This window comes from Arthrobacter sp. IK3 (assembly GCF_051337705.1).
Taxonomy (GTDB): domain Bacteria; phylum Actinomycetota; class Actinomycetes; order Actinomycetales; family Micrococcaceae; genus Arthrobacter_B; species Arthrobacter_B koreensis.
The window spans coordinates 1-24,005 of record NZ_JBPPSW010000013.1 but is presented as its reverse complement, the minus strand read 5'-3'; the positions used below and the strand labels follow the sequence as shown (position 1 = coordinate 24,005).

20 protein-coding genes and 1 tRNA gene are annotated in these 24,005 nt (G+C 65.8%); 14 read left to right on the top strand and 7 right to left on the bottom strand.

All coding sequences use genetic code 11. The annotated features are described in order from the left end of the window. Positions 1-97 precede the first annotated feature (97 nt). Positions 98-508: a MarR family winged helix-turn-helix transcriptional regulator gene (locus tag ACSLGO_RS16045; RefSeq protein ID WP_377955786.1), complete on the bottom strand. Its 411-nt coding sequence runs from the start codon at positions 506-508 to the stop codon at positions 98-100. 243 nt (positions 509-751) lie between these two features. Between ACSLGO_RS16045 and bcp the strand changes: the two genes are divergently transcribed. The 3 genes from bcp (at position 752) to ACSLGO_RS16030 (ending at position 2,388) form a co-directional block, all read left to right on the top strand. Continuing rightward, a complete protein-coding gene (gene bcp / locus ACSLGO_RS16040; protein ID WP_436401478.1) occupies positions 752-1,219 on the top strand; it encodes a thioredoxin-dependent thiol peroxidase in 468 nt (155 codons plus the stop codon). Positions 1,220-1,272: 53 nt separating this feature from the next. Then, positions 1,273-1,357, top strand: a tRNA-Leu gene (locus ACSLGO_RS16035). A gap of 74 nt (positions 1,358-1,431) precedes the next feature. Beyond that, positions 1,432-2,388, top strand: coding sequence for a 2-hydroxyacid dehydrogenase (locus tag ACSLGO_RS16030; RefSeq protein WP_436401477.1), 957 nt, complete (start codon positions 1,432-1,434; stop codon positions 2,386-2,388). 3 nt (positions 2,389-2,391) lie between these two features. On the opposite strand, the gene ACSLGO_RS16025 is transcribed toward ACSLGO_RS16030, so the two are convergent. Next, complete coding sequence (locus ACSLGO_RS16025) at positions 2,392-2,832, bottom strand: hypothetical protein (RefSeq protein WP_091603646.1); 441 nt, start codon at positions 2,830-2,832, stop codon at positions 2,392-2,394. Between the two features lie 160 nt (positions 2,833-2,992). Here ACSLGO_RS16025 and ilvD point away from each other — a divergent pair, with 160 nt between their 5' ends. The 8 genes from ilvD to metG all read left to right on the top strand — a co-directional run bounded on the left by ilvD (position 2,993) and on the right by metG (position 14,342). Next, positions 2,993-4,696 carry a dihydroxy-acid dehydratase gene (gene ilvD / locus ACSLGO_RS16020; RefSeq protein ID WP_091603649.1) on the top strand — a complete coding sequence of 568 codons (1,704 nt, stop codon included), beginning with the start codon at positions 2,993-2,995 and terminating at the stop codon, positions 4,694-4,696. Positions 4,697-5,224: 528 nt separating this feature from the next. After that, positions 5,225-7,129 carry an acetolactate synthase large subunit gene (locus ACSLGO_RS16015; protein WP_436401476.1) on the top strand — a complete coding sequence of 635 codons (1,905 nt, stop codon included), beginning with the start codon at positions 5,225-5,227 and terminating at the stop codon, positions 7,127-7,129. A gap of 5 nt (positions 7,130-7,134) precedes the next feature. Then, complete coding sequence (ilvN, locus tag ACSLGO_RS16010) at positions 7,135-7,647, top strand: acetolactate synthase small subunit (protein ID WP_091603654.1); 513 nt, start codon at positions 7,135-7,137, stop codon at positions 7,645-7,647. A gap of 45 nt (positions 7,648-7,692) precedes the next feature. Then, positions 7,693-8,718, top strand: coding sequence for a ketol-acid reductoisomerase (ilvC, locus tag ACSLGO_RS16005; RefSeq protein WP_194782432.1), 1,026 nt, complete (start codon positions 7,693-7,695; stop codon positions 8,716-8,718). A gap of 159 nt (positions 8,719-8,877) precedes the next feature. Further along, positions 8,878-10,473, top strand: a complete 1,596-nt coding sequence (serA, locus tag ACSLGO_RS16000) for a phosphoglycerate dehydrogenase (protein ID WP_091603660.1) — start codon at positions 8,878-8,880, stop codon at positions 10,471-10,473. Positions 10,474-10,639: 166 nt separating this feature from the next. Next, the gene (locus ACSLGO_RS15995; protein ID WP_436401475.1) at positions 10,640-11,350 is read left to right on the top strand and encodes an ABC transporter ATP-binding protein; all 711 of its coding nucleotides are present in this window, start codon (positions 10,640-10,642) and stop codon (positions 11,348-11,350) included. Continuing rightward, positions 11,347-12,708 (top strand): FtsX-like permease family protein, encoded by a 1,362-nt coding sequence (locus ACSLGO_RS15990; RefSeq protein WP_436401474.1) that lies wholly within the window; start codon positions 11,347-11,349, stop codon positions 12,706-12,708. The genes ACSLGO_RS15995 and ACSLGO_RS15990 overlap by 4 nt, the downstream gene beginning before the upstream one ends. Positions 12,709-12,782: 74 nt before the next feature. After that, positions 12,783-14,342, top strand: a complete 1,560-nt coding sequence (gene metG / locus ACSLGO_RS15985; RefSeq protein ID WP_419243462.1) for a methionine--tRNA ligase — start codon at positions 12,783-12,785, stop codon at positions 14,340-14,342. A gap of 76 nt (positions 14,343-14,418) precedes the next feature. On the opposite strand, the gene ACSLGO_RS15980 is transcribed toward metG, so the two are convergent. The 5 genes from ACSLGO_RS15980 to ACSLGO_RS15960 form a co-directional block, all read right to left on the bottom strand. Then, positions 14,419-14,928, bottom strand: a complete 510-nt coding sequence (locus tag ACSLGO_RS15980) for a hypothetical protein (protein WP_386918026.1) — start codon at positions 14,926-14,928, stop codon at positions 14,419-14,421. 138 nt (positions 14,929-15,066) lie between these two features. After that, positions 15,067-17,580: an ABC transporter permease gene (locus ACSLGO_RS15975; protein ID WP_436401473.1), complete on the bottom strand. Its 2,514-nt coding sequence runs from the start codon at positions 17,578-17,580 to the stop codon at positions 15,067-15,069. A gap of 2 nt (positions 17,581-17,582) precedes the next feature. Then, positions 17,583-18,353, bottom strand: a complete 771-nt coding sequence (locus ACSLGO_RS15970) for an ABC transporter ATP-binding protein (RefSeq protein ID WP_091603677.1) — start codon at positions 18,351-18,353, stop codon at positions 17,583-17,585. Between the two features lie 167 nt (positions 18,354-18,520). Then, positions 18,521-19,243: a response regulator gene (locus ACSLGO_RS15965; RefSeq protein ID WP_091603680.1), complete on the bottom strand. Its 723-nt coding sequence runs from the start codon at positions 19,241-19,243 to the stop codon at positions 18,521-18,523. Between the two features lie 3 nt (positions 19,244-19,246). Beyond that, entirely contained in the window at positions 19,247-20,512 is a 1,266-nt protein-coding gene (locus tag ACSLGO_RS15960) for a sensor histidine kinase (protein ID WP_419243464.1), read from the bottom strand. A gap of 175 nt (positions 20,513-20,687) precedes the next feature. On the opposite strand from ACSLGO_RS15960, the gene ACSLGO_RS15955 reads away from it, so the two are divergent. From ACSLGO_RS15955 to ACSLGO_RS15945, 3 genes are all read left to right on the top strand, one after another. After that, positions 20,688-21,752, top strand: a complete 1,065-nt coding sequence (locus ACSLGO_RS15955; RefSeq protein ID WP_091603686.1) for a 3-isopropylmalate dehydrogenase — start codon at positions 20,688-20,690, stop codon at positions 21,750-21,752. 64 nt (positions 21,753-21,816) lie between these two features. Then, positions 21,817-22,923 carry a branched-chain amino acid aminotransferase gene (locus tag ACSLGO_RS15950; protein ID WP_263127086.1) on the top strand — a complete coding sequence of 369 codons (1,107 nt, stop codon included), beginning with the start codon at positions 21,817-21,819 and terminating at the stop codon, positions 22,921-22,923. An 8-nt stretch (positions 22,924-22,931) separates the two neighbouring features. After that, positions 22,932-23,729 carry an MBL fold metallo-hydrolase gene (locus ACSLGO_RS15945; RefSeq protein ID WP_436401472.1) on the top strand — a complete coding sequence of 266 codons (798 nt, stop codon included), beginning with the start codon at positions 22,932-22,934 and terminating at the stop codon, positions 23,727-23,729. Positions 23,730-24,005 lie beyond the last annotated feature (276 nt).

Sequence of the window (24,005 nt, the reverse complement as noted above, 5' to 3'; positions counted from 1 at the left end):
GGGTTGGCGCAGCGCCAGCGAAGTGCGGGGGCATAAATACGGGAGGGGCACACCGTCATGGTGTGCCCCTCCCGTAAATAAGCTCGTTGTCCGGCCGCTACGCGGTCCGGGACGCTGTGTCCACCGGGACTTCGAGCGGTGCTTCCAGGGGCACCGGGAGGCCCGGCACATCCACTGACATGTGCCAGCGCGGATTGCCCAGTTCACGGATGACGGTGCGCAGCTGGCTGCGGAGGTCCTCGGAAAGCAGCTCTCCGCCGTCGAGCAGGGTGCGTTCGATGTCCTGTGCCTCATGCAGGGCCTCAACGCCCGCAGGAGTGATGGACACCATGTGGCTGCGCTTGTCCAGGTCATTGCGGACACGCGTGACGTGCCCGTGCGCTTCGAGGCGCGCAAGGGTTTTGCCCATCGTCTGTGCCTGTACGCGGACCAGTTGCGCGAGGTGCGCCTGGGTCATGGGTCCCTGGCTGTCCAGGACTCCAAGGGCGATGACGCCCGCGTGGGTCACTCCTATACGAACAAGCCGCTCATTCCAGGCATGTTCAACCAGGCGGGCAGCTGTTGATAAGAGGCGACCGGTTGGCCAATGCTCCATATCCGGCATAAAACTGAACTCTTCCTTTCGAGTGCGGATTCACGCGGCCTGATCGGATAGCCTACAAATCCAGTGTCTAGGATAACCAACCGCAAGCCTGCTGTCGTCCTGTGACACAGCCTTTGCTCAATTGATACCTAAGGAGCCCAGTCTCTTATGTCGAAACTCACCCCCGGTGACCAGGCGCCCGACTTCACCCTGACGGCTTCGGACTCCTCGGCCCAGTCCCTGGCGGACCTGCGCGGCCGCAGCGTCATTGTTTACTTTTACCCGGCAGCAGCAACGCCCGGCTGCACCAATGAAGCGTGCGATTTCCGGGACAACCTGAACTCGCTTGCCGCATCGGGGTACTCCGTCCTCGGCGTCTCTCCGGACAAGGTGGAGAAACTGGCGAAATTCGCCGCGGACGAGTCCCTGAACTTCCCGCTGCTCTCCGACCCGGACCACGCGGTGGCCGAGGCCTGGGGCGCCTGGGGCGAGAAGAAGAACTACGGCAAAACCTACGAAGGGCTCATCCGCTCCACCGTGGTTGTCGATCCCGAGGGCAAGGTTTCCCTCGCCCAGTACAACGTCCGGGCCACCGGCCATGTTGCCAAACTGCGCCGTGATCTCGGTCTCGACTGAACCTCGGGTACACTAAAGGCTGGCTTTCGCCGGGAAACCGGCCTGGCTGCCGCGCGCGAGTGGCGAAATTGGCAGACGCGCTGGATTTAGGTTCCAGTGTCTTCGGACGTGTGGGTTCAAGTCCCTCCTCGCGCACCACGGCAAAACACCCCGGCCATCAGGCCGGGGTGTTTTTCTTTGCCGTCAGGGCAGCGCCGCTAGGCTATGGAAGCATGTCAGCCGAACCAAAAGTCCGCACCATCACCGTGCCGACCCGCCAGCTCCTTGATTCCCTCGCGCCGCTTCCCGGCGGAATGCGCGCAGTGCTTTGGGACTTCGAATCGGATCCAGAGGGAGCTGGCTACGCGGACATCGACGCCGTCGTTGCTCCCTACGCGGGCGGGAACGGCTGGCAGCAGGGCCTGCGGCGGGTGCCGAACCTCCTTCTCCTCCAGGCCCAGACCACCGGCTATGACGGTCTGCCGGAGGCGGCGGGCGGCGCCGCCGTTGCCAGCGCCGCGGGCGTCCATGCAGCCGCCACCGCTGAGCTCGCCGTCGGCCTGATGCTTGCCTCGCTGCGGGGTATCGATGCGGCCGTACGGGACCAGCAGGAGAGCCGGTGGAATCCCCACCGGTACCCCGGTCTTGCGGACCGGAAGGTCACGCTCGTTGGTGTGGGCGGAATCGGCCGGGAAATCGCCTCCCGCCTGGCGCCGTTCGAAGTGCGGCTCACCCGGGTGGGCAGCACGGCCCGGAACGACGACGGCGGCCGGGTCCACGGCGCGGATGAACTGGTGCGCCTGGCTGCGGATACCGAAGTCCTCGTGGTCATCACGCCGCTTAACGAATCCACCCGCGGCCTCGTCGGTGAACAGGTCCTCGCCGCCCTGCCGGACGGCGCGCTGGTGGTCAACGTGGCACGCGGACCCGTGGTTGACACGGACGCCCTGACCCGGGAGGTCGTATCGGGCAGGCTGCGCGCCGCCCTCGACGTCGTGGATCCGGAACCGCTGCCGGCCGGCCATCCCCTGTGGGGCTGCGCCAATGCCATCATCACCCCGCACGTCGGCGGGAACTCGGACGCGTTCACGCCACGGATCGAGGAGTTCCTGCGCCGGCAGGTACAGCGGCTGGCCGCCGGGGAAGAACCACTAAACCTGGTCCAGTCCGGACCCTGGAAGCGCGGCTGACGCCTACGCCAGGTCCAGGAAGACGTCCAGGAAGGAGTTGAAGTCGGACCGGTCACCGTGCTGGCGGAGGACCCGGTTCGTGCCCCCGGCTGCGGCCGGGAGTGCTGCCTCGGCTTCAACTCCGAAACGGAACACCCTTCCGGTGCTGGTTCCTACCTCATAGCTTCCCGGTGCCAGCTCATCGGCATGGGAAAGGTTGGTGGTATTTACCGCAGTGGGCGGTTCAAGGCCCTCCAGCGAACCGGTTTCGAACGGTGCGAACACCAGCTCGGGAGGACTCCACCGGTAGCCCAGGACAAAGTAGCCCGCTGAACCCGGCAGGGGAGTGGCGCAGACAAGGTTGTAGTCACCGTAGTTCGGCATCTGGGAGTCGAAGACGCGGCGAAGGGCGGACTTCAGTTCGTCGCTGCCATGGCTTTCTTCCGGTCCTGTTTCCGCACTCATGCTCCCCAGTGTATGGACACGCACCCCCATCGAGGGAAGCGCGCCGGGGCTGCAGGCAAAGTTCATTCGGCTGTGCAGTCCGCGTAACCCGGGCGTAACACGGCCCCCGGCGCCGCCTCCGGATGCGCCGGCCCGGACGCGGAAGGAATAGGATTTTGCTATGACCACGGAGAGCACCCCTGACATCAAACCCCGCAGCCGAGTCGTGACCGACGGTATCCATGCGGCGCCTGCGCGCGGCATGTTCCGTGCGGTTGGCATGGGCGATGACGATTTCGCCAAGCCCCAGATCGGCATTGCGAGTTCCTGGAACGAAATTACTCCCTGCAACCTCTCCCTGAACCGGCTGGCCCAGGGTGCCAAGGAAGGGGTGCACGCCGGAGGCGGGTTCCCCATGCAGTTCGGCACCATTTCCGTCTCTGACGGTATTTCAATGGGCCACGAAGGCATGCACTTCTCCCTGGTGTCCCGCGAAGTCATTGCCGACTCCGTTGAGACCGTGATGATGGCAGAGCGCCTGGACGGTTCGGTCCTGCTGGCCGGCTGCGACAAGTCCCTGCCCGGCATGCTGATGGCTGCCGCCCGCCTCGACCTCTCCAGCGTGTTCCTCTACGCCGGCTCGATCATGCCCGGCTTCGCCAAGCTCGAAGACGGAACCGAGAAGGAAGTCACCCTCATTGACGCCTTCGAAGCTGTTGGTGCCTGCGCCGCCGGCAAGATGAGCCTCAAGGACCTGGACACCATCGAACGGGCCATCTGCCCCGGCGAAGGTGCCTGCGGCGGCATGTACACCGCCAACACCATGGCCTGCATCGGCGAGGCACTGGGCATGTCCCTGCCCGGCTCGGCCGCACCGCCCTCGGCTGACCGCCGCCGCGACGAATTCGCCCGCAAGTCCGGCGAAGCCGTCGTGAACCTGCTGCGCAAGGGCATCACGGCACGCGACATCATGACCAAGAAGGCCTTCGAGAACGCCATAGCCGTCACCATGGCCTTCGGCGGTTCCACGAACGCCGTCCTCCACCTGCTGGCGATCGCCCGTGAAGCGGAGGTTGACCTCACGCTCGAGGACTTCAACCGCATTGGCGACAAGATTCCCCATCTGGGTGACCTCAAGCCGTTCGGCCGCTACGTCATGTACGACGTCGACAAGATCGGCGGCGTGCCCGTCATCATGCGCGCGCTGCTCGACGCCGGCCTGCTGCACGGCGACTGCCTCACCGTCACCGGCAAGACCGTTGCCGAGAACCTCGAAGCCATCAACCCGCCGGATCCCGACGGCAAGGTGCTCCGTGCCATCGACAACCCGATCCACAAGACCGGCGGCATCACCATCCTGAAGGGCTCGCTGGCACCGGAAGGCGCCGTCGTAAAGTCCGCAGGCTTCGACGCCGATGTCTTCGAAGGCACCGCACGCGTCTTCGAGCGCGAGCAGGGTGCCCTGGATGCGCTCGACGCCGGCGGAATCCACGCGGGGGACGTCGTCGTCATCCGCTATGAAGGCCCCAAGGGCGGCCCCGGTATGCGCGAGATGCTCGCCATCACCGGCGCCATCAAGGGCGCGGGCCTGGGCAAGGACGTGCTCCTGCTGACGGACGGCCGCTTCTCCGGCGGCACCACAGGCCTGTGCATCGGCCACGTTGCTCCGGAAGCAGTCGACGGCGGACCCATCGCCTTTGTTAAGGACGGCGACCGCATCCGCGTGGACATCGCAGCCCGCACCTTCGACCTGCTCGTGGAGCCCGAAGAGCTCGAAGCCCGCAAGGTCGGGTGGGAGCCGCTGCCCGCCAAGTTCACCAAGGGCGTCCTGTCCAAGTACGCCAAGATGGTCAACTCGGCTTCCACCGGGGCTTACTGCGGTTGAAACCTTCCCGAGGTGCGGCGCTGGAGCGCACCGCACCTCGGGGCCCTGGTTCCAACTTTATTAAGCCCTGCCGCCTTGAGGGGGAGGGTGCTGGAGACCCGCTAGCGCGTAGCCTGACTCCTGCCATCTCGCCGAAATAGCAGAAACTGCTCGTTACAGGCCTCATACGAGCCGTTTCTGTCATCTCGGTGGGGTGGGGGATGGGTATGGCGGCGGGGCCCTCCCATGGGGCATGTCCAGAGGGTGGGACGGGATGTCCATATAATGAGACGGATGGGCCTCCGGTTGACACCGTTGCCGGAGGAGGGGAACACTGATCTTTATGCAGATCGTAACCGTCGTCCTTAGCAAGCGCGTGGCGTAACAGCCCGACTTGAAAAAGACGTCACGCGCGGACCCCTACGGAGCCAACAGGCACGAGGGGTTTTTTTATTGGCTTCAGAAAGCACAGAGACCGCTCCGGGCCTACCCTCCGGGCGGTACGCCGCATCAGAACAAATGGATATGTATCCGCAAAGGAAGTTTCCGATGAGTAAGGGATCGCCAGCCAGCCCGTCGCTGATGGCACAAAAGACCGGCCCGGCACGCCCCGCGCCGGCCAAGCACAAAGATGCAGCTTTTTCTGTTCATCCTGCTGAAGCCGTGGACACTCGTGTCCAGGGACCCAACAACGTAGTATCGCCCACCGAGATGACCGGTTCGCAAGCCATCGTCCGTTCCCTGGAAGAGCTCGGAGTCGACGATGTCTTCGGGTTGCCAGGCGGTGCGATCCTGCCGACCTATGACCCGCTGATGGACTCCACCAAGCTGCGTCACATCCTGGTCCGCCACGAACAGGGCGCCGGCCACGCTGCGGAAGGCTACGCCATGGTCACCGGCCGCGCCGGTGTCTGCATTGCGACGTCGGGCCCCGGCGCCACCAACCTGGTCACCGCCATCGCGGACGCACACATGGATTCAGTTCCCATGGTTGCCATCACCGGCCAGGTCAACAGTGCCGTGATCGGTTCCGACGCGTTCCAGGAAGCGGACATCGTGGGCATCACCATGCCGATCACCAAGCATTCCTTCCTGGTGACCAGCGCAGACGAGATTCCCCGGGTCCTGGCCGAAGCGTTCCACATTGCGACCAGCGGCCGTCCCGGCCCCGTCCTGGTGGACATCACCAAGGACGCACAGCAGGCAACCACAACGTTCTCCTGGCCGCCGAAGATCGACCTGCCCGGCTACCGCACCGTGGTGCGCGGCCATTCCAAGCAGGTGCGCGAGGCTGCCCGCCTGATCGCCGCATCCCAGCGGCCGGTCTTCTACGTTGGCGGCGGCGTGCTGAAGGCAGACGCATCGGCTGAACTGCTGGAGCTCGCCGAAGAGGTTGGCGCTCCCGTGGTGACCACGCTGATGGCCCGCGGCGTGTTCCCCGACTCCCACAAGCAGCATGTTGGCATGCCGGGCATGCACGGTTCCGTCTCGGCAGTCACGGCCCTGCAGCAGTCGGACCTGCTGATCACCCTGGGGGCCCGTTTCGATGACCGCGTCACCGGCGTGCTGTCCTCCTTCGCACCGGGTGCCAAGGTCATCCATGCAGATATCGATCCGGCGGAAATCTCCAAGAACCGCACCGCGGACGTGCCGATCGTGGGTTCGGTCAAGGAAATCATCCCCGAACTCACCGAAGCGGTCCGCAGCCAGTTCGAAGCCTCCGGCTCACCGGACATCACCGCCTGGTGGGCGGTCCTGGACCGGATCCGGGAAACCTATCCCACGGGCTGGACCGAACCCGAAGACGGACACGTTGCCCCGCAGCAGGTCATCAAGCGCATCGGTGAGCTCACGGGGCCGGAAGGCGTCTACGTGGCAGGCGTGGGCCAGCACCAGATGTGGTCCGCTCAGTTCATCAACTACGAGCGTCCCCGCGCCTGGCTCAACTCGGGCGGCCTGGGCACCATGGGCTACTCCGTGCCGGCGGCCATGGGCGCCAAGGTCGGCAACCCGGACCGCGTGGTCTGGGCGATCGACGGCGACGGCTGCTTCCAGATGACCAACCAGGAGCTGGCCACCTGCCTGATCAACAACATCCCGATCAAGGTAGCCATCATCAACAACTCCTCCCTGGGCATGGTCCGCCAGTGGCAGACCCTGTTCTACGAATCCCGCTACTCCAACACGGACCTGAACACCGGCCACGACACCGTGCGGGTTCCGGACTTCGTGAAGCTCGCGGATGCCTACGGCTGCGTGGGCCTGCGCTGCGAACGCGAAGAGGACATTGACGCGACAATCGAGAAGGCACTGTCTATCAATGACCGCCCCGTCGTCATCGACTTCGTGGTCAGCCGCGACGCCATGGTCTGGCCGATGGTTCCCTCCGGAGTCAGCAACGACCTCATCCAGATTGCCCGCAACATGACGCCCACCTGGGAAGAGGAGGAGTAGGGGACATGGCACGCCACACCCTTTCCGTGCTCGTAGAAGACGTACCCGGTGTCCTGACCCGTGTTGCGTCCCTGTTCGCCCGCCGGGCGTTCAACATCAATTCTTTGGCCGTCGGCCCGTCGGAAGTTGCGGGCCTGTCCCGCATCACCGTCGTCGTCGAGGCTGAAGGTGACCTGCTGGAGCAGGTCACCAAGCAACTGAACAAGCTCGTCAACGTCATCAAGATTGTCGAACTTGTTCCCGAGTCTTCCGTGCAACGCGACCACATCTTGGTCAAGGTTCGCGCGGATGCCGCAACCCGGCTGCAGGTAACCCAGGCAGCCGAGCTGTTCCGTGCTTCAGTGGTAGATGTGTCTACAGACTCCCTGATCGTTGAGGCAACTGGCACCGCCGAAAAGCTCAATGCACTGCTCTCAGTGCTGGAGCCCTTTGGCATCCGCGAAATTGTTCAATCCGGAACACTGGCCGTTGGCCGCGGCGCCAAGTCGATGTCCGACCGCGCCCTGCGCAGCGCCTAGTTCCACCCGCAAACCTTTATCCAAGACCAAACAGGAGATATTGAAGTGACTGACATGTATTACGACGACGACGCAGACCTGTCGATCATCCAGGGACGCAAAGTCGCCGTCATCGGCTACGGCAGCCAGGGCCACGCACACGCCCTGAGCCTGCGCGATTCCGGTGTTGATGTCCGCGTTGGCCTCAAGGAAGGCTCCAAGTCCCGCGCCAAGGCAGAAGCCGAAGGCCTGAAGGTGCTCAGCGTTGCCGACGCCGTTGCCGAAGCAGACCTGATCATGGTCCTCACCCCGGACCAGGTCCAGCGCTTCGTCTACGCCGAAGAGATTGCCCCGAACCTGAAGTCCGGCGACGCCCTGTTCTTCGGCCATGGCTTCAACATCCGCTACGGCTACATCCAGCCGCCGGCCGACGTCGACGTCGCACTGGTTGCTCCGAAGGGCCCGGGCCACATTGTCCGCCGCGAGTTCGAAGCAGGCCGCGGTGTTCCGGACCTGATCGCCGTTGAACAGGATGCCTCCGGCAAGGCCAAGGACCTGGCGCTTTCCTACGCCAAGGCCATCGGCGGCACCCGTGCAGGAGTCATCGAGACCACCTTCACCGAAGAGACCGAAACCGACCTCTTCGGCGAGCAGGCTGTCCTCTGCGGCGGCGCTTCCCAGCTGATCCAGTACGGCTTCGAAACGCTGACCGAGGCCGGCTACAAGCCGGAGGTCGCCTACTTCGAGGTGCTGCACGAGCTCAAGCTGATCGTTGACCTGATGGTTGAAGGCGGCATCGCCAAGCAGCGCTGGAGCGTCTCAGACACCGCCGAGTACGGCGACTACGTCTCCGGCCCGCGCGTCATCACCCCCGAGGTGAAGGAAAACATGAAGGCTGTCCTCGCGGACATCCAGAACGGTGCCTTCGCCAAGCGCTTCATCGATGACCAGGACGCCGGCGCTCCGGAGTTCAAGGAACTGCGCCAGAAGGGTGAGGACCACCCGATCGAGGCCACCGGCCGCGAACTGCGCAAGCTGTTCTCCTGGATCAAGTCCGACGACGATTACACCGAAGGCTCCGTCGCGCGTTAATTCCGCCGGTAACAATGGCACGGATTCCCCGTGTCAGTTGCCGCGGCGCTACGCTTGAAAAGCAAGCCGTTTCGGTAAGGAGGCCGGGCCCTGCACGGGGTCCGGCCTTCGGCGTGAAATACCCAAAACCACATCGACACACAGCTAAAGAGGTCATCGGTGACTGCCACCAAACCAGTAGTACTTCTCGCGGAGGAACTTTCCCCGGCCACGGTTGAGGCCCTGGGCCCCGACTTTGAGATCCGCCAGACCGACGGCGCTGACCGTTCCCAGCTGCTCTCCGCCATCGCGGATGTCGACGCGATCCTGGTGCGCTCCGCCACCCAGGTGGATGCCGAAGCCATCGCCGCTGCCAAGAACCTGAAGGTCATCGCCCGCGCCGGCGTGGGCCTGGACAACGTGGACATCCGTTCCGCCACACAGGCCGGCGTCATGGTGGTCAACGCCCCGACGTCGAACATCATCTCCGCCGCCGAACTGACCGTCGGCCATATCCTCTCCCTCGCCCGCCACATTCCGCAGGCGTCCTCCGCCCTCAAGGGCGGGGAATGGAAGCGCTCCAAGTACACCGGCACCGAGCTGTTCGAGAAGAAGGTCGGCATCATCGGCCTGGGCCGCATCGGTGCCCTGGTGGCAGCCCGTGTCCAGGGCTTCGGCACCGAGGTCCTGGCCTATGACCCGTACATCACCTCCGCCCGTGCCGCCCAGCTGAACGTCAAGCTGGTCACGCTGGACGAGCTGTTGGAACAGTCTGACTTCGTGACAATCCACATGCCCAAGACGCCGGAGACGGTTGGCATGCTCGGCGCCGAGGCGTTCGAGAAGATGAAGGACACCGCCTACGTGGTGAACGTGGCCCGCGGTGGCCTTGTGGACGAAGACGCGCTCTACACCGCCCTGACCGAAGGCAAGATCGCCGGCGCCGGCGTCGACGTCTTCGTGAAGGAGCCCAGCACCGACCTGCCCTTCTTCGCCCTGGACAACGTCATTGTGACCCCGCACCTGGGAGCCTCCACCGACGAAGCGCAGGAGAAGGCGGGGATCTCCGTCGCGAAGTCGGTCCGCCTGGCCCTGGCCGGTGAACTGGTGCCCGACGCCGTGAACGTCGCCGGCGGCGTCATCGCCGAGGACGTCCGCCCGGGCATCCCGCTGATCGAAAAGCTGGGCCGGATCTTCACCGCCCTGGCGCACGATTCAATGACCGCCATCGACATCGAGGTAGCCGGAGAAATCGCGTCACTGGACGTGAAGGCACTTGAACTGGCCGCGCTGAAGGGCATCTTCACCGACATCGTCTCGGAGCAGGTTTCCTACGTGAACGCTCCGGTGCTGGCTGAGCAGCGCGGCATTGCCGTCCGCCTCATCACCACGCCCGACGTTGACGACTACCGGAACCTGCTCACCATCCGCGGCGCGCTCTCCGACGGCACGCAGCTCGAGGTTGCCGGCACGCTGACCGGCCCGAAGCAGATCCAGAAGCTGGTGGGCGTCAACGGCTACGACCTTGAAATCCCGATCAGCGAACACCTGCTGGTGCTGATCTACCAGGACCGCCCCGGCGTCATCGGCGCACTGGGCCGCATCCTGGGCGAAGCGGAAATCAACATCGCCGGCATGCAGGTGGCCCGCAACTCCGAGGGCGGCCAGGCCCTGTCCCTGCTGACGGTGGATTCCTCCGTGCCGCAGGACGTCCTGGAAACCGTCCGCGATGCGATCGGTGCAACCGTGGCCCGCGAAGTGGACCTGCAGGACTAAGTCGCCTTGCGTTGAGCAGAGGCCGGTTCCGTTCGGAGCCGGCCTCTGCTGCGTCCGGGGGAGCAGCACAGCGGTCCCGGCCTCCACCCGCAGTACGACGCCGCTGCCGCCGGGTTCACGCTGAGAGCCGATGTGCGTGCGGGGCCCGCCGGGACAGGATGGATCCATGAGTGAATCCCTGCCCGGCGCAACCCTGCTTGCAGCCGCCAACCTGACTAAGAACTACGGAAACTCGACCGCACTGGCCGGTGTCAGCCTGCAGGTGCGGGCCGGAGAGGCTACTGCCGTCATGGGCGCCTCCGGATCGGGCAAGACCACCCTGCTGCACTGCCTGGCAGGGATCGTGCTGCCGGACGCCGGCACCGTCAGGTATTCCGGCGCTGCGCCGGTGGAAGTCAGCTCCCTTAATGACGGGGCCCGCTCGGCGCTGCGCCGCACCGAGTTTGGCTTCGTATTCCAGCAGGGCCTGCTGATTCCCGAGCTGACCGCCGGCGAAAACGTGGCGCTGGCACTGATGCTCAACGGAACCCCGCGCCCGGCTGCCGAGCAGCGGGCCGTTGCCGCCCTTGCAGCGCTGGGACTGGCCGGGATGGAAGGACGCCGGATAGGAGAGCTCTCCGGCGGGCAGGCCCAACGGGTGGCCATAGCGCGGGCCCAGGTCAACGGTGCCCGGGTTCTGTTCGCGGACGAGCCCACAGGGGCTCTTGACTCGCGCACCTCCGCGGAGGTGATGGCACTGCTGCTGCAGTCCGTGGCGGGAACCGGACGCGCCCTCGTGGTGGTCACGCATGATCCCGAAGTCGCCCGCTGGTGCAGCAGGGTAGTCACACTGGCCGACGGCCGGATTGTTGCGGACACGGCCGAGGTGGCCCGATGAGTGCGTCCGGCGCCTTCGCCCGGGCGGTGGATTCATCCCCGTGGGCGGTACCGCTGCGGCTGACATGGCTGCTGAACCGGCCCGGCACCGCGGGATCCGCTGCCGCGCTGCTGCCCGCAGCGTCCTTTGCCGTCGTCACCACGCTGCTCCTGACCGTGCTCGCCGGAGCCCTGTCCTTCACCCAGTGGGGCGATGACGAGGGGAACCTGTACCTGCTGCTGGCTGCCTTTGCCCTGATCCTGCTGGTCCTGCCGCTCCTGACACTGGGTGGATCAGCTGCACGCCTGTCCGCCCGGCGCCGTGACGAACACCTCTCGACCCTCCGGCTGCTCGGCGCCTCCGCCCGGACAGTCCGGCAGGTCACGGTCCTGGAAGCCGCTGCCCAGGCTTTCGCCGGAGCCCTCGCCGGTGTCCTCGGCTACGTCGTGCTCGCCCCGTTCGTCCAGCTGATCCATTTCCGCGGCGCGGCACTGGGAAGTGCCTACTGGCTGCATCCTGGTGCCGCAGCCGCCGGAGTTGCCGCCGTCGTCGTCCTCGCCGCAGTCAGCTCCGTGATCAGCCTCCGCCGCGTGGTCATTTCTCCGCTGGGTGTGCGCACCCGGGCCGATGCCCAGAAAGTCCATTGGTCACGTGCCGGCATCGCAGTGCTCATTGTGGGACTCTGCGTAGCCGGGCTGATGACTCCGGTCGGCGCGGCGGCGATTGCACTGGCCATCATCTTCGCAGCCTTCGCCGGCGGCCTCGCCGTGCTGAACCTGGTGGGTCCGTGGCTGGTGGCCCGCTCCGCCGGACTGCGCCTGCGGCGGGCAGCCACTCCGCAGGCGCTGCTCGCAGCCCGGATTGTGCTGGATGCCCCGAAGGCAGCCTGGCGGCAGGTCAGCGCACTGTCAATGGTCTGTTTCACCGCCGTCGTTGCCGGGGCCGGGGCCGCCCTGCTGCAGACCGCACAGTCCGGAGGGCCGGAAGACTTCCTGATCCAGGACATTATGACCGGAGTCTTGATCACCGTGATCGCCGGTTTCCTGATGGTTGCCTGCTCCGCAGGTATCAACCAGGCAGCGACAGTCCTGGACCGTGCGGAGCTGTACCGCAGCCTGCACCGGATGGGAATGCCCCGGGACGTGATCGACGCGGCGCGCACCGGCGCGGTGATGCAGCCCGTGGTGCTGGTCAGTACGGCGTCCGCGGGCGTTTCCGGGGCGCTGCTCTTCCCGGTGGTCGGTGCCGCCCTGATCTTCAATCCGGTGGCCATGGGGTTCCTCGCGGCCTCCGTGGCGGTGGGAATCCTGCTGGTCCGGGCCGGGCTCGCGACCACCTCTCCGGTGCTCACCTCGGTGCTGGAGGCCGACGCTCACTGACACACGCTGCTTCGGGCCTGGGCCGTGCCCGGCCCGAAGCGACAAGCCGCGCCGAAACAGGGTAATTTTCTAGTGTGACTTCAACCGACTCCAAGACTCCGTTCTACATCACCACAGCCATCTCCTACCCCAACGGCCAGCCGCACATCGGCCACGCGTACGAGCACATCGCCACCGATGCGATGGCCCGCTTCAAGCGGCTGGACGGCTACGACGTCTTCTTCATGACGGGTACGGACGAGCACGGGCTCAAGATGCAGCAGTCCGCGGACAAGGAAGGCATCACCGCCAAGGAACTGGCAGACCGCAACTCCGCTGCCTTCCAGCAGATGGAAGCGGACATGGGCACTTCCTATGACCGGTTTATCCGCACCACGGACGCGGACCACTATGCCGCCGCCCAGGCCATCTGGAAGCGCATGGAGGAGAACGGCGACATCTACCTGTCCAAGTACTCCGGCTGGTACTCCGTCCGTGACGAGGCGTATTACGGCGAAGACGAAACCGAAGTCCGTGAGGACGGCGTGCGCTACTCCAAGGAAACCGACACTGAGGTGACCTGGACGGAAGAGGAGAGCTACTTCTTCCGCCTCTCGGCCTACCAGGACAAGCTGCTGGCCCTGTACGAGTCCCAGCCGGACTTCGCCGCACCGCGTTCCCGCTTCAACGAGGTCATCAGCTTCGTCAAGGGCGGACTCGAGGACCTCTCCATTTCCCGCACCACCTTTGACTGGGGCGTTCCGGTTCCCGGCAACCCGGACCACGTGATGTATGTGTGGGTGGACGCGCTGACCAACTACCTGACCGGCGTCGGCTTCCCGGACACGGAGAGCGAAACCTTCAAGAAGTACTGGCCGGCCGACGTCCATGTCATTGGCAAGGACATCTCCCGCTTCCACGCCATCTTCTGGCCGGCGTTCCTGATGTCCGCGAAACTGGAACTGCCCAAGCGGATCATGATCCACGGCTTCCTGCACAACAAGGGCGTCAAGATGTCCAAGTCGCTGGGCAACGTGGTGGCGCCCAAGGACTGGGCGGACCAGTACGGGCTCGATTCAGTCCGCTTCTTCCTGCTGCGCGAAGTGCCCTTTGGTGCGGACGGCTCCTACAACCATGAGGCCGTGGTGGGACGGATGAACTCCGACCTCGCCAACAACCTGGGCAACCTCGCCCAGCGTTCCCTGTCCATGGTGGCCAAGAACTGCGCCGGTGTGGTTCCGCAGCCGGGGGAGTTTACGGACGAGGACAAGGCACTGCTCGAGGCCGCCGGAAAGCTGCTGGACATTTCCCGCGAGGCGTATGACGTGCAGGACTTCCACGGTGCGCTCGAGGCCACCTGGAAGGTCCTCGGCGATACCAATGCCTACTTCGCCGAGCAGGCCCCGTGGGTGCTGCGGAAGACCGACGTCGAGCGCATGAACACCGTGCTGTACGTGACGCTGGAAGTCCTGCGGATCGTCGCCATCCTCATCCAGCCGGTCATGCCGGTCAGTGCCGGCAAGCTGCTGGATGTACTGGGCCAGCCCGACGGCGATGCCCGCGCCTTCGCTGCGTTGGGCACCCCGCTGGTCCCCGGCACCGAACTGCCCGCTCCGGCGCCGATCTTCCCCAAGTACGAAGAGCCGGCGGAGTAAACCTAAACGAGATGACAGAAACTGCACGTACCAGCGCTGGTACGTGCAGTTTCTGTCATCTCGTTGGAGGGGAAGGCTAGGTGAGGAAGCGGGCGGGAACGGTATCCTCCATGACCTTCGCGACGGCGTCCTGCTGGTTCCGGGCGAGCTCGAGCAGTTCGCGGATCCGCGGGGCGTGGAACCGGTGGTCGTGGGGGGAAAGTACCAGCAGGGTCCGGTAGAGGCACTCCTTTGCGCGCACAATCGACTGCAGTGTCTCAAGTTCCAGCTGGCCGGTGGTTCCTTTTCCGGTGCTGAGCGGATTGATGGGGCCGAGCCTGCCGCCGGCCGCGCCAACCAGTGCCAGCGCTTTCTTGAAGCGGCTGCGCTGGTAGCCCAGCGCCAGGATCAGGGTTTCAAGCTCATCCCGCTCGTCGGAAATCTGCTGAACCAGGTCCGCGAAGACACTCTCGTGCTCGGTTCCCTCCCAGGTTTCCCGGGCGGCCTTGAAGAGGCGGACTCCGGTCTCTGCACCCAGCAGGTGATCATCCAGGTAAGCGGCCAGTGACTCGTGGCGGGGCGTGCGGCCGGTTTCTTTCTGCGGCATGGCGGCTCCTTTTTCTGTTCCTGGCACGGCTGACAGCGCCGGCTCGGGTTATCAGTATGCTGTGTATCTTTGCAGATCAGAGGCATAAAGCGCGAGGCGGCACCCATCGGGTACCGCCTCGCGCCTTATCTGCGGCCGCTAGTCCGCGGCCAGTCCGGCGACGGGGGAGAGCCGCGCTGCCCGGCGGGCCGGGAGCAGGGATGCGCCCAGCCCCGCCACCAGGGCCACGGCCAGCACGCCGCCCAGCTGGACCCACGGCAGTGCCGGTGTCACATCGGCGAAAACGCCCAGGGCGGACTGCGCGCCAAGCCACCCGTACACCGCTCCGAGTCCGAGCCCAAGCAGGGCCGCCACTCCGGCGATCAGCACCGCCTCCAGTGCCAGCATGCCGCGCAGCTGGCCCTTGGTCAGGCCCAGTGCCCGCAGCAGCGAGGATTCCCGGGTCCGCTCCAGGACGGAGAGGGACAGAGTGTTGGCCACACCCACCAGGGCAATGACGACGGCGACGCCCAGCAGTCCGGTGACCACCATCAGCAGCACGTCGATGACCTGTTCAAAGGCAGCGCGCTCGATGGCGGCGCCCGTGACCTGGTAGTCCTGGATGTTCAGGGCCTCCGCGAGGGCTGTCTGGAGTTCCATGATGGACGGCGTGTTCAGGCCGTCGGCGACGGCGATCCACAGCATCGGCTGTGCGCGGAACTGTTCCGGGTTCTGTTCCTCCGGTACGCCGCCCAGCAGCCGCGCGGTGTCAGTGCTTACCAGCGGGGAGAAGTTGCGGCTCTCAGAAGTCACAATCTTCAGTTCCACGTCTCCTGCGGCACCGCGCACGGTGAGCATCTCTCCTTCGGTGCCCTGCGGCATGGTGATGGTGCCCGCTTCGGGAACCATGGAAGCGTCCTGCAGGACCTGGCTGTCAGCAGGGTCCAGGGAGTAGACCGGAACTTCTTCACCATCCCTGTCGATCAGGCCGGCGACCGGAAGGAAAGCTGCTTGGTCCACGTGGTCAACGGCCGCTGCTGCGGCTGCGTCCTTCGCGGTGAACGGCGATTCCACCGGAATGGCTCCGCTGACGGTGACGTCCACCGGGAACTCGCCGGCGAGCGTGTCGTTGAACGCGCTCCGGGCGGTGGCAGCGCCCGTCATCATCATGACCACCAGGGTGACGCCGATGAGCAGCGCAGAGGAGGTGGCGGACGTTCGCTGCGGATTGCGGACGGCGTTGACCGCTGCCAGTTTGCCAGGTACGCCGAGCGGGGAGGCGAGGAAGCCCACGGCACGGACCAGCGGCGGGATGAAGAGCGTGGAGCACATCAGGATGCCCACGAAGCTCAGGATGCCGCCCGGGAGCGCGACCAGCAAGTCTCCCTGGGAAGCACCGTAGCCCAGCAGTGCGGCACCCGCGGCGGTCAGCACGAGGCCCGACACCAGCCGGACGCGCCCCTTGCGGGTACCGGCCCGGACGTCATCTGCGGGACGGAGGGCTGCGAGCGGTGCCACGGCAGTCGCCGCCCGGGCAGGAACCAGGGCCGCGAGGACAGTGAGGATCACGCCTGCCGCAATCCCTGCCGCGACTGCCAGCGGGGGAACATCCAGGGTGGCGAAACCGCTTTCCGGCAGGGTTCGCAGGTAGGCCACGATTCCGCCCACCAGTCCCACGGCTGCCAGCACACCGATAATCGAGGACACGATGCCGACCAGCAGCGCCTCCACGAGGACGGAGCGGCGGATCTGTGACCGGCCGGCGCCGATGCAGCGCAGCAGGGCGAGCTCGCGGGTGCGCTGGGCCACCAGAACCGAGAAGGTGTTGGAAACTACGAGGGCGCAGACCAGCAGGGCAACCGCGGCGAAAGCGAGCAGGATGACCGTCAGGCTGTCCTGGCCGCCGGTGAAGCCGGCCATGAGTTCGGTGGTCTCTTCCTCCACCGTGCGAACAGTGACCGCCTTGATGCCGGCGTCGCTGAGTGCCTGCGTCAGCGCCGTCTGGACTGCCGTCGCGGACGCGTTGTCCGCCAGGGCGAGCTGGATGGAGTCGAAGCCGAACTCCAGGTTGGCGAAGGGGGCGACCGTCGCTGCGGTCGCGTAAAGCTGGGTGGCGCCCATCGAGCGCGGATCGGAAGAGGCCTCAACGAGTGCCGTCACCGTGAGCGGAGTTTCATCACCCTCCAGATTGTCCGAGGACACCACGGGCAGTACCGAGCCGATGGTAATGCCCCGGCGCTCGGCGGTCTGCTCATCGATGGCAACCTCACCGGTAGCTCCCGGGAGGCTGCCCTTCACGACGTCCACCGGCAGCAGGGAAACGTCGTCCGGAAGATTGGCCAGGACGGCGTAGGAGCTTCCGCGGCCGTCCCGAACCGCCACGGAGGAAGAGAGCACCGCGTAGGTGTCTTCCACACCGTCAGCGCTGCCGGCCACCTCCGCCGTCTGCTCGTCGAGGGTTGCCCAGGAGCCGGCGTCGTCGTCGTAAGCGGCCGAAAGCACCAGGTCTGCGTTGCGGAAGCTCTGTCCGACGCTCTGGGTCAGGGAAGCCTTCGAGGAGGCGTTGATGATCAGGGTGGCGGTGAGGAAGCCGACGGCGATCATCACGGCCACGCCGACGGCGATGAAACGCCGGGCATTGAGGCGCACCTGCGCCAGGGCTACCTGCAGCACCGTTATGCCCCCAGCTTCGTCAGCGCTGCCAGTACGCTCTCCGGCGTGGGGTTGTTCAGCTCGCCCACGAGCGCGCCGTCATTCATCAGCACCACGCGGTCCGCGTAGGAAGCAGCTACTGGATCATGGGTGACCATGATGATGCTCTGGCCCATCTCGCGTGAGGAACGCCGCAGCAGCGAGAGGACTTCGGCGCCCGAGCGCGAATCGAGGTTGCCGGTGGGCTCGTCACCGAAGATGACGTGCGGGCGGGTCAGCAGCGCGCGGGCAACTGCGACGCGCTGCTGCTGGCCGCCGGAAAGTTCATGGGGACGGTGCTTGAGCCGGCCCTCGAGGCCAAGGGTGCGCGTGATCTCGGCGAGCCAGGCGGCATCAACCTTGCCGTTGGCCAGGGACACCGGGAGGGTGATGTTCTGTTCGGCGGTCAGCGTGGGGACCAGGTTGAAGGACTGGAACACGAAGCCGACGCTGTCGCGGCGCAGCCGGGTGATCTCAGCATCCTTGAGGGAAGTGATTTCGGTTCCGCCAATCCAGATGTGGCCTGAGTCGGCGCTGTCCAGGCCGGCGAGGCAGTGCATCAATGTGGATTTGCCCGAGCCGGAGGGGCCCATGATGGCGGTGAAGGTGCCGGTTTCGAAGCGGACGTCGACGTCGCGCAGGGCGTGAACGGCGGTGTCGCCCTTTCCGTAGGTCTTGTTCAGGGCCTGCGCGGCGGCGGCAGCCGTGGAGCTGCCGGGTCCCGGCGCAGCGGAGTGCTCAGTAAGGGTTGTCATGCCCTCTACGCTATTGGCGGCGGCATGCCCGGCACATCGGGTCAGGGGCGGGTATGTTCCACGCCCCTTCTCATCCCGTGGGTGGAACCGGCCCCGCCAGCCGGTAGGACTCCGGCAGCAGCTCCTGCGCCGCTGCTTCTGCGGACACCATGGGTACCTCCGGGGAGTTACGGCGTGACGATTCCCGTCTCATAGGCGATCACGACAGCCTGGACGCGGTCCCGCGCCCCGAGCTTGGCCAGGATGTGCCCTACGTGGGTCTTCACGGTCGCTTCGGAGAGGAAGAGCTTCGCGGCGATCTCCGGGTTGGACAGCCCGCCCGCGATGAGGGCAAACACCTCGCGCTCGCGGGGAGTAAGGGTCTCCACGCTGGCGGCATGCCGGCTCACTTCCGGGGTGGGCTCGCGCAGCATGGGCGCCACGTGGTCCAGCAGCCGGCGGGTGGTGGACGGCGCTATCACCGCGTCCCCGCGGTAGACGGTGCGGATGGCCTCGAGCAGTTCCTCGGGCGGTGCGTCCTTGAGCAGGAAACCGCTGGCACCGGCCCGGATGGCGGACAGCGCGTACTCGTCGAGGTCGAAGGTGGTCAGCACCACCACCTTGATTTCCGTTCCCTGCGAGCCGGCCTCCGCAAGGATCCGCGCGGTTGCCTCAATGCCGTCCATGCCCGGCATCCTCACGTCCATCAGCACGACGTCGGCAGCGGCCTGGGAGAGCACCCGCACGGCTTCGGCCCCGTTGCCGGCCTCGGCGGTCACCATCAGGTCCGGCTGGGAGTTGATCAGCATCTTGAAGCCGCCGCGGACGAGCTGCTGGTCATCGACAAGGGCTACGCGGATGGGCGCGGCGGGCTCAGTCTCCCCGGGAGCACCGGGGGAGGGGATGGTCATGCGTTAGGCCTCCGTATAGGGAATGAATGCGGCGACGCGGAATCCCCCGCCGGGGGCGGGAGCGGCCTCCAGGGTTCCATCGTAGAGCGCCACGCGTTCCTTCATGCCGATGATGCCCTGCCCTGCGCCGGGGGTGCGGGGCGCGCCGTCGGTGGTCCTGTCTCCGTCCCGGACCGGATCCGCGCCGGCTCCCCGGCCGTCGTCGGTCACCGTGATGCCCAGTCCGCGCGCGGTCCAGTCCAGGTCCACCTTGGCCCGGGCCTGCGGACCGGCGTGCTTCAGCACATTGGTCAGCGCCTCCTGGACCACCCGGTAGGCCGTGAGTTCGGCGCCGGCTGGCAGGGACCGGCGCATGGCACCCGCGGTGATGATCTGCACGTCCACTCCCGCGCGCTTGACGCCGTCCACGAGGTCCCCAATGTCCGCCAGCGACGGCAGCGGACGGGTAGACGCGCCGTCGTCACCGCGGAGCACTCCGAGCAGGCGCCGCATCTCACGCAGCGACCCCCTGCCGGTCTCTGCGATGGTGCCCAGCGTCGCCGCAGCGATCTCCGGGTCCTGGGCGCTCGCATACCTGGCGCCGTCGGCCTGCGTAATGATGACCGACAGCGAGTGCGCCACGATGTCATGCATTTCGCGGGCGATATGGGTGCGTTCGTCAGCAGCTGCCAGGTCCCGTTCCTGCTGGCGTTCAACTTCCAGGCGGCGGGCCCGGTCACGCAGCGACTCCATGGCCAGTCGCCTGGTCCGGGTCAGGTCGCCGAAGGTCCAGGAGACCAGGACCACCGCTTCGACCGCCACGAGGGCGATGATCCAGAATCCGATCATGCCCACGTGGACGCCGGAGACCGTGCCGGGCTCTGTGCTGAAGGAGATGTAGGGGCGCACCAGGTACTGGAGGATCAGCAGCACGCCGCCGATCAACGCGAGGGCAAGCCCGCCGAGGCTGGCCCAGCGCGGGGCGTAGGCGGCGAGGGCGTGCACCATGACGAGGACGAAGAAGTCTGCCGGCAGGCCGGTCTCCGGGACCGCGGGGAGCTGGATCAGGCAGGCCGCGGCCATCACCGCTGCTGCCGGGACCGGTCTGGTGCGGCGCCAGGCCAGCGGGAGGCAGATGGCGACGGACAGGATGAACTCGCGCAGGCCGGTGCTGCCTCCCGCCAGCAGGAAAGGAATTGCGAAAAACAGGATGGCCAGCAGTGCACCGAAGAGGTCCACGATGAAGGGATTCGCCTGGGTCCAGGCATAGATACGGCGGTGCAGGAGCATGGACAACAACTTTAGGCCCGCACTGCGGTCCCTACCTCATGCCATGGTCTGATTTGCCGTTCGGGCGGAGGGGCGTGACCCCAGGATGGCGACGCGTTCCGTCGTGCCGCCGTCGCGCGTCTCATTATGCGAGACATGTTGACCGCTATCTGGACGCTCTTCCTAGAATTGCAGCATGAGCGAAGAAGCGTCGAAGGTCATCTCACTGGCAGTCATCCCCGGAGACGGAATCGGTCCCGAAGTCACGGCCGAGGCCGTCAAGGTCCTGAAGGCCGTCACCGCGTCCGGCCCCGCGCAGTTCGATCTCACCGAATACCAGCTCGGTGCCGAGCACTGGCTGCGCACCGGGGAAACGCTTCCGGATGAGACCCTCGAGGCAATTAAGAAGCACGACGCCATCCTCTTCGGTGCCGTCGGCGCCGCCCCGGGGGACACCACGATGCCTTCGGGCCTGATCGAGCGGGAGATGCTCCTGAAGCTGCGCTTCAGCCTGGACCACTTCGTCAACCTGCGCCCGTCAAAGCTCTACCCGGGAGTCACCAGTCCGTTGGCCCATCCCGGCGAGATCGATTTCGTTGTGGTGCGGGAAGGAACCGAGGGCCCGTACGTCGGCAACGGCGGTTCGCTGCGCACCGGAACGCCGCAGGAAATCGCCACCGAGGTTTCGCTCAATACTGCCTACGGCGTCGAGCGCGTAGTTCGCGACGCGTTCCGCCGCGCCAGCGACCGGCCGCGCCGCAAGCTGACCCTGGTCCACAAGCACAACGTCCTGGTCTATGCGGGCAGCCTCTGGAAGCGGACCGTCGAGGCCGTGGCCGCGGAGTTCCCCGAGGTGGAGGTGGATTACCTGCACGTCGACGCCGCCACGATCTTCCTCACCACGGATCCGTCTCGCTTTGACGTCATTGTCACGGACAACCTGTTCGGGGACATTCTTACCGACCTCGCGGCTGCCGTCACCGGCGGTATCGGCCTGGCGGCCTCCGGCAACATCAACATGGAGGGCACGTTCCCGTCCATGTTTGAACCGGTGCACGGTTCCGCTCCGGACATCGCAGGCCAGCAGAAGGCGGATCCCACCGCCGCGATCCTCTCCGCAGCCCTGCTCCTGGCGCACCTCGGTTTCACGGATGAAGCCGCCCGCGTGGAACAGGCAGTGGAAGCCGACGTCGCTGCCCGCGCAGGAAACACGCGCACCACCGCGGAAATCGGCGATGCGATCGCCGCGGCTGTGTCATAAGCTCAACAGTGACCCGATCAACAGGAAGACGAACGACGGCCGCGCCGTTCACCGTGGAGGAATAATGTCTGTCAGCGCTCTGGAATTCACCCAGAAGCTATCCACCCAGCCCAAGTCTGAGCAGGAACGCGCCGCGATCCTGGCCGATCCGGGTTTTGGAAACCACTTCACGGACCACACCGCCGTCATTGACTACCGTGTTGCGGAGTCCGGCGAAGGCGCATGGGAAAACGCGCGCATTGAACCCTACGGGCCAATTGCCATGGATCCCGCTGCATCCGTGCTGCACTACGGCCAGGAAATCTTCGAAGGGCTGAAGGCCTACCGGCACGGGGACGGTTCCGTCTGGACCTTCCGCCCCGAGGCCAACGCCGCGCGCCTGAACGCTTCGGCTCGCCGCCTTGCCCTGCCGGAGCTGCCCGAGGAACTGTTCCTCGAATCGCTGAGCCGGCTTGTCGCCGTCGACCGCGACTGGGTGCCTTCCGGTGACGGTGAATCCTTGTACCTGCGCCCGTTCATGATCGCCACCGAGGCGTTCCTGGGCGTCCGTCCCGCCCGTGAGGTGTCCTACCGCGTGATCGCATCACCGGCAGGCAACTACTTCGGCGGAGAACTGAAGCCGGTTTCGATCTGGCTTTCCACCAAGTACGCCCGCGCGGGCCGCGGCGGCACCGGCGAAGCCAAGTGCGGCGGCAACTACGCGGCCTCGCTCATCGCGCAGATGGAAGGCGAAGCGAACGGCTGCAAGCAGGTCCTGTTCCTGGATGAGTTCAATGACAACGCCGTTGAAGAGCTGGGCGGCATGAACGTCTTCTTCGTCTTCAAGGACGGACGCCTTGTGACACCGGCGCTCTCCGGCACCATCCTGCACGGAATCACGCGCGACTCGGTGCTCCAGCTGGGCCGGGACCGCGGACTGACGGTGGAAGAACGCAAGATCACCCTGGACGAATGGCGCGACGGCGTTGCCTCCGGAGATATCACTGAGGTCTTCGCCTGCGGAACCGCAGCAGTGATCACCCCCGTCGGGGAACTGAAGTCTGAAACCGAGACGATCGGCTCTCCAGAAGCAGCTGCAGGTGAAGTAACCATGTCTATCCGGCGTGAACTGTTGGGGATCCAGACCGGTGCCGTGGAGGACTCCCGGGGCTGGCTGACCCGCCTGGCCTAGGGGAGAGCATGAGTACATCGGCGCAGCCGGCACCGGGCCGGATAGTCAGCAGTACCGCGCTGGCCCGGTACCGGCTGGCCGATAACCCCGGGCCCATGAGCCTTGACGGCACCAAGAGCTACGTCCTTGCGGCCGAGCCGGGCGGACCGTGCGTCATCGTCGACCCCGGGCCGGCCGATGAAGAGCACCTTGCCGGACTGGCTGCCGCAGGGAAAGTGGAACTGGTGCTGATCACGCACCGTCATCCGGACCATACCGAAGGCGCGGAGCGCTTCCATGAACTCACCGGTGCTCCTGTCCGGGCCGCGGACCCCGCGTTCTGCTTCAGCGGTTCTCCGCTCCAGGACGGGGAGACCATCTCCGCCGGGGGAGTGGAAATCCAGGTACTGGCAACTCCGGGGCACACCTCGGATTCGGTGTGTTTCTTTCTCCCTGCGGACGGACCCAGCGGGTCTGTCCTTACCGGGGACACCATCCTGGGCCGGGGAACCACCGTCCTGGATTACCCGGACGGAACCCTGCAGGACTTCATGGCCAGCCTGGAGAAGCTTGGCCGGCTGGGACCGGCCACGGTGCTGCCGGCCCACGGACCCGATCTTGAAAACCTTGAATCCGTTGTCCTGACCTATCGGGACCACCGCGATGAGCGGCTGGCTCAGATCCGGGGGGTGCTCAGCCTGCTGGGTGACGACGCCACGGTTGAGCAAGTTGCCAATGCTGTCTATGCCGATGTACCCGCGTCGGTCCGGGCTGCGGCCGAATTGTCCGTAGCTGCACAGCTGGAGTACCTCAGGGTCCGTGGCTAACGCCTGAACCGTGTGAGCACTCCCACCCGATTCGGACTTGCACGGCGCCGGGGAGTCTTCCCTAAAATGGAAATGCGCTGATACGCGGGGAAGGATCCCTGGAACCGTGGAGAAGCGCAGCACCGGGCCCGCAAGTTCGTGCAGGAGGTCACAGGACTGCCGAGTTGCGCAGGGTTCAGTGGATGTGTAAAGTAGAACGAGTTGCCGCGGGGCCGAACAGGCCGGACGGCAGCAAAACCCACACGAATCAACCGGGTAAAACCGGGCAGTTTCGCA